General features: G+C 68.7%; 7 protein-coding genes and 1 tRNA gene. 3 read left to right on the top strand and 5 right to left on the bottom strand.

From position 1 onward, the window contains the following. Positions 1-135 precede the first annotated feature (135 nt). Entirely contained in the window at positions 136-729 is a 594-nt protein-coding gene (locus tag VHK87_RS17335; protein ID WP_329636143.1) for a hypothetical protein, read from the top strand. A 17-nt stretch (positions 730-746) separates the two neighbouring features. Further along, positions 747-821: transfer RNA gene (locus VHK87_RS17340), tRNA-Gly, on the top strand. Between the two features lie 14 nt (positions 822-835). Here VHK87_RS17340 and VHK87_RS17345 read toward each other — a convergent pair. After that, entirely contained in the window at positions 836-1,195 is a 360-nt protein-coding gene (locus tag VHK87_RS17345; RefSeq protein ID WP_329636144.1) for a hypothetical protein, read from the bottom strand. Between the two features lie 162 nt (positions 1,196-1,357). Here VHK87_RS17345 and VHK87_RS17350 point away from each other — a divergent pair, with 162 nt between their 5' ends. After that, a complete protein-coding gene (locus VHK87_RS17350) occupies positions 1,358-1,978 on the top strand; it encodes a sensor histidine kinase (protein ID WP_329636145.1) in 621 nt (206 codons plus the stop codon). On the opposite strand, the gene VHK87_RS17355 is transcribed toward VHK87_RS17350, so the two are convergent. From VHK87_RS17355 to VHK87_RS19515, 4 genes are all read right to left on the bottom strand, one after another. Continuing rightward, complete coding sequence (locus VHK87_RS17355; protein WP_329636146.1) at positions 1,975-2,679, bottom strand: Crp/Fnr family transcriptional regulator; 705 nt, start codon at positions 2,677-2,679, stop codon at positions 1,975-1,977. The two genes, VHK87_RS17350 and VHK87_RS17355, sit on opposite strands and share 4 nt — an antisense overlap. Positions 2,680-3,033: 354 nt before the next feature. Next, on the bottom strand, positions 3,034-3,531 hold the full coding sequence (locus tag VHK87_RS17360; protein ID WP_329636147.1) for a pyridoxamine 5'-phosphate oxidase family protein: 498 nt from the start codon (positions 3,529-3,531) through the stop codon (positions 3,034-3,036). 63 nt (positions 3,532-3,594) lie between these two features. After that, entirely contained in the window at positions 3,595-4,554 is a 960-nt protein-coding gene (locus tag VHK87_RS17365) for a CsgG/HfaB family protein (RefSeq protein WP_329636148.1), read from the bottom strand. 106 nt (positions 4,555-4,660) lie between these two features. Continuing rightward, complete coding sequence (locus VHK87_RS19515; protein WP_414694164.1) at positions 4,661-4,789, bottom strand: lipocalin family protein; 129 nt, start codon at positions 4,787-4,789, stop codon at positions 4,661-4,663. Positions 4,790-4,797: the final 8 nt, after the last annotated feature.

A 4,797-nucleotide genomic window follows, 5' to 3' on the forward strand; every position in this document is an offset into this window, starting at 1 on the left:
CAGGCGGGACGTTTTGTCCCGCCCGCAGCTTCGCAGATCAGGATTAGCCGAACGTTTAGAGAGTCACGGGTGCGGGGCCTTGCAACCGGCGGGCGGCCCGCACATCGTCCGGACGCAGAGCGGCGGGGAGTCGACGTGAAACTCAACATGGGCTGCGGCCAGAACAAGCTGGCCGGCTTCGTCAACGTGGACTCCGCGCCCGAGAGCGGCGCGGACGTGATCTTCGACCTCGAGCAGACTCCCTGGCCCTGGTCCGACGACAGCGCCGAGGAGGTCCGCTTCATCCATTCGCTGGAGCATATGGGCGCGGACTCGAAGGTCTTCCTAGCCATTGTGCGCGAGCTTTACCGGGTCTGCGCCGACGGCGCGGCGGTGCTGGTCTACGTCCCGCACCCGCGGCACGACAACTTCATCGGCGACCCCACCCACGTGCGGCCGATCACCCCGCAGATGCTGACCCTGTTCGACTGGCGCAAGAACCAGGAGTGGAAGGAGAAGGGGGCCTCCAACACCCCCATGGCCTTCTATCTCGGCGTCGACTTCGCGCTGGAGGAGGCGCAGTTGATCCTCTCTGAGCCCTATAACTCGCGCCTCGCCCGGCGCGAGATGAGCCGCGAGGCGCTGGGCGAGGCGATCCGCTCGCTAAACAACGTGGTCGAGGAGTTCCGCATCCGCCTGCGGGTCCGCAAGCCGCCGGGCGGCCTTGCGCCGGCCGGGGCGGAAGGCTAACTGAGACGGCCTCCGGCGCGGGTGTAGTTCAGAGGTAGAACGTCAGCTTCCCAAGCTGAATGTCAGGGGTTCGATTCCCCTCACCCGCTCCAAGCCTTCCGACAGATCAGCCGCCTGCCGCTCGCGCCATGGCGCGCAGCTCGGCCTTGGTGCGGGTGGCGGTCACCGCGCCGTCAGTGACGGTGAAGCTGGTGGCGGGGGCGGAGACCAGGTCGCGGCCGATGCGGAGCACCACGCGGTCGGCGCCGGCCGGCACGTCCACGACCCGCTCGATGCGGCCCACCGTGGCGCCGCGCGCGTCCTTGACGATGGAGCCGGCGGTCAGCGGGCTGGAGCCGTCCACGGCGGCGTTGGCGTTGACGCCGGCCTGGTCGGCGCTGGCCGCGGACGCCTGGGCGCGCGCGTCAGCGGCGGCGCCCGCCGAGACGGCGGCCGCGATGCAGATGAATACCAGCCGAAGTCGCATCAGGTAGTCTCCTCAGCGTGTCCCGAGGGAGCGAACCCCTTGTTGCGCCTGAGGTTCCAGTAGGGGCGGGTGCGACAGCGTTTCAGGTCACGCGATCAGCGACCGGAGCTATCGTGATCGAAAGGCGCCGGGGAGACGCCGATTCGAGGCGGGGCGGGATCCATGAGCGAGTCTGCGGAAGCGAACCTTGCGCCGGAGGAGGCCGCCGCGCGCGCCGCCTCGGAGATGCGCCACCGCTCGGCCAACATCTTCCAGCTGCTCGCGGCCCTGGCGCGGATGCGCAGTCAGAAGTCCGCCGATCCCGAGCTGCGGCGCCAGCTGGCCTGGATGGCCGACGCCATCGGCACGCTGGGCGCGCTGGAGCGTCACCGTCGGCCGGACGGCGTCGATTTCGCCAGCTACCTGGCTGAGATGGCGCCCGTCTGGCGCCGGCGGCAGGGCCTGAACGCCGCCGAGGTGGCGCTGGAGGCGGAGAGCTTCCTGCTCGGCGACAACGCCGCTGCGGCGGTGGCGGTAATCGCCCAGGAGTTGGTCGGCAACTGCCTGGCGCACGCCTTCACTGACCGGCCGGGCCGGGTTGTCATCCACCTGACGGGGGTCGGCGACGGTCGCTGCCAGCTGACCGTCACCGACGACGGCTGCGGCTTCGATCCCGCGTCCGAGGAGGGCCGTGACGGCTTCGGCCTGTGGCTGGTGAAGAGCCTGGCCAGTCAGGCCCGTGGCGAGTTTGAGATCGCCACCTCGCCCGGCGGCACGGTCGGTCGGCTGGTGTTCGCGGTCTAGAAGCTGCCAGCCTGCGGCAGCGGCAACAGCCGCTCGTAGGTCCGCCGGATGGCGCCGTAGCATTCGCAGGCGATCGCCTCGAGCCCCGGGCGGTCGATGATGTCGACGATGCCGCGGCGGTAGCGGATCACGCCCTTCTCCTGCAGCGTGCGGGCCACCGCCGTCACGGTGGTGCGCTGGACGCCCAGCATGTCGGCCAGGAACTCCTGGGTCAGCGCCACCCGGTCCTCGCTGATCCGGTCATGGCAGGTCAGCAGCCAGCGGCAGAACCTCGCCTCCACAGAGTGCAGGGCGTTGCAGGCGACCGACTGGATGGCGTGGCCGAACAGGGCCTCGGCGTGGCGGTCCGCCAGGTCGCGGAGCTTGGGGCTCTTCTCCCACACCTCATGCAGCTGGACCGCGCTGATCCGGCAGGCGCGGCAGGGGGTCTGGACGATCGCCCGGCTCAGCGACTGGCGCGGCGCGACCGCCGCGGTCAGGCCGAGCGCCCCCTCCGGCCCGATGGTCGCCGACTCGATGGCCGCGCCGTTCTCCATCAACGTCATCAACGAGATCACCCCGTCGAGTGGAAAGTAGACGGTGTCGATCCGGTCGCCGGGGTCGTACAGCAGCCGCCCGCGCTCCAGGTCCACCGAAGCCAGGTGCGGCGCGATGAGGGCGAAGTCGTCACGCGGCAGAGAGGCGAGCAGACGATTTTGCAACGGACGGACTGGCCTTTGCATGGCGAATCGAACGCCGCCCCCACGGCGACGGTTGCAAGTTATCGGCGTGAAATAGGCCCGACTGTCGCGAACACGACATAGGAACGGCAAATCTTTTGTAAAGCAGATGAGCGACCGCCAGAATGCAGGTGAATGGCGAACACCTGACTGCTCTGATTTATGTCGACCAGTCGACGGATCGCTCTTGCTTAGCCTGTGAGCGGATTAATCTAGGGTAAGATCAAACGGGGCTGAGCAGGCAAATTCCTACGCAATAGTATTGCCGCCGGCCAGCGCAGAAGCGGCCCGCCGGAGCGCCGGCGGGCCGCCAACCATGATTGGAATACGGGCCTATCAGTGCAGGTTGAGATCCGCACGGCCGCCAAGGTCCGGCTGGCGATGCTGGGCGTTGGCCCGGGCGATCTCCCAGGCGAACTTCACGGGTCCGACGTCTGAGATCCAGACCTGGGCGTCGTCGGCGTCCAGGCGCAGCAGGGTCAGACGCGGATCGTCCTTGCCCTGCGGGTACCAGGCGGCGACCACCGGGTTCCAGTAGCGGTCCATCCGCTCGCGGTCGTGCTGTTGGGTGAGCCGCCCGCCGATGCAGGCCCATAGCTTCTTGGTCTGCAGCACGAACATCGCCTGAGCGCCTTGGCCGACCTGGTCGGCCAGTTCGGTGTCCTTGTAGGTGAAGAACCAGATCTGGCCGGTCTCGGGTTCAGGGAAGGCGGTCATCGGCTGGAAGTGGTGCGGCTCGCCGCCGACCACCCCCAGCATGCCGATCTGCTCGTCGGCGAGCTCCTTCCAGAGCCGCGCCTCTGCAGCTTCGCGGTCGTTCGGGTCGGTCGCCATGTCAGCTCCTGGGTTGAGGGTTTGCCCCTCAACCCGAAGCCGTCGGGCCGGTTCCGAACGCCGCTAGCGCGGCGACAGGGCCGGCGAGGTCACCCAGCCGCGGTTGCCGGTCTCGTCGTCCACTTCCCACCAGATGCCGTTCTTCTGGCCGGTGGGATAGACCATGTCGCCGCTTTGGAAGCTGCGCACCGAGGGCGCCTGCGGGTTCGGCTGGCGGCGCATGACCACCGAGGACTTCACCGAGTAGGCCTGGATGCCGGCGTTGGCGCTGGCCTGCTCGCCGGTCGGCGCCGAGGTCTGCAGGTAGCCGATCAGGTCGACGAAGGCGTTGTAGTAGGCCGCGCTGATCACCTTGCCGATATCGGTGTCGGAATAGCCGCCGCCCGCCAGGGCCGCGAAGCCCGACCAGCCCCAGCCGCCGAGGCCGCCGCCGATCGAGACGTTGGTCTTCTGGGCCACGCCCTCGGCCACATAGAGCTGCTCGGTGGTGCGGGCGTCGACGAGGGTCACCAGGGCCTGGGCCTGGGCGCGCTGGGTGCGGATAGAGCCGGCGATGGCGCCGGCCCGGCCGCCGATCAGCGAGCCGGCCAGGGCGCCGAAGTTGTTGCCGCCGGCGTCGGAGTCCGAGTTGGCGATGTCCGGGATGATGAAGAAGTCCGCCGCCGCCACCTGGCCGCGGCCGAGGTTCGAACCGCGCCTCAGGTCGCCCGAGGCCGCCAGATCCGCCTCCTGGTTGCGCATGGCCAGGCCGGCGTTGCGGTCCACGACCCGCAGGCAATTGGAGCGCGAGGCGAACAGCTTGATCAGCACCTCGGGGTTGGACAGGCCGAGCTCGGTCCACCAGCGGGTTTCCGGCTCCTGGATCGCCACGCGGCCGAGCGGCTGAGCGCAGCGCGGCATCTCCGGCGTGGCCGCGTTCTTGGGTTGCTTCTTGTCCATGCCGTATTGGGCGGCCGCCGGGCTCGCCGACAGCATGGAAGCGGCCAGGCCAAGCGCCATGGCCGCGGATAAGATCGCGCGCATTTCGATAGTCCCCCCGAGGGAATAGAGTCGGCAGAAGTTAATTCGGCGCGGATTACCGATCAATGACGGCTAAGGTTCGGTGACCGCGTCTAAAAATCTGTGGGCGCTATAGTCGCAGGGTCCCCACGTAGCCGGTGAGCTCGAGGTAGCCGCGGGCGCCGTCCTGCGCACTCACCGCGCCTTCCCAGTAGATCGGTCCCCCGGAGGCGCGGCTGTCCAGCTCCTGGTCGTCCATCAGCGGCG

Origin of the sequence: Phenylobacterium sp. (assembly GCF_036263695.1) — a bacterium.
Taxonomy (GTDB): domain Bacteria; phylum Pseudomonadota; class Alphaproteobacteria; order Caulobacterales; family Caulobacteraceae; genus Phenylobacterium.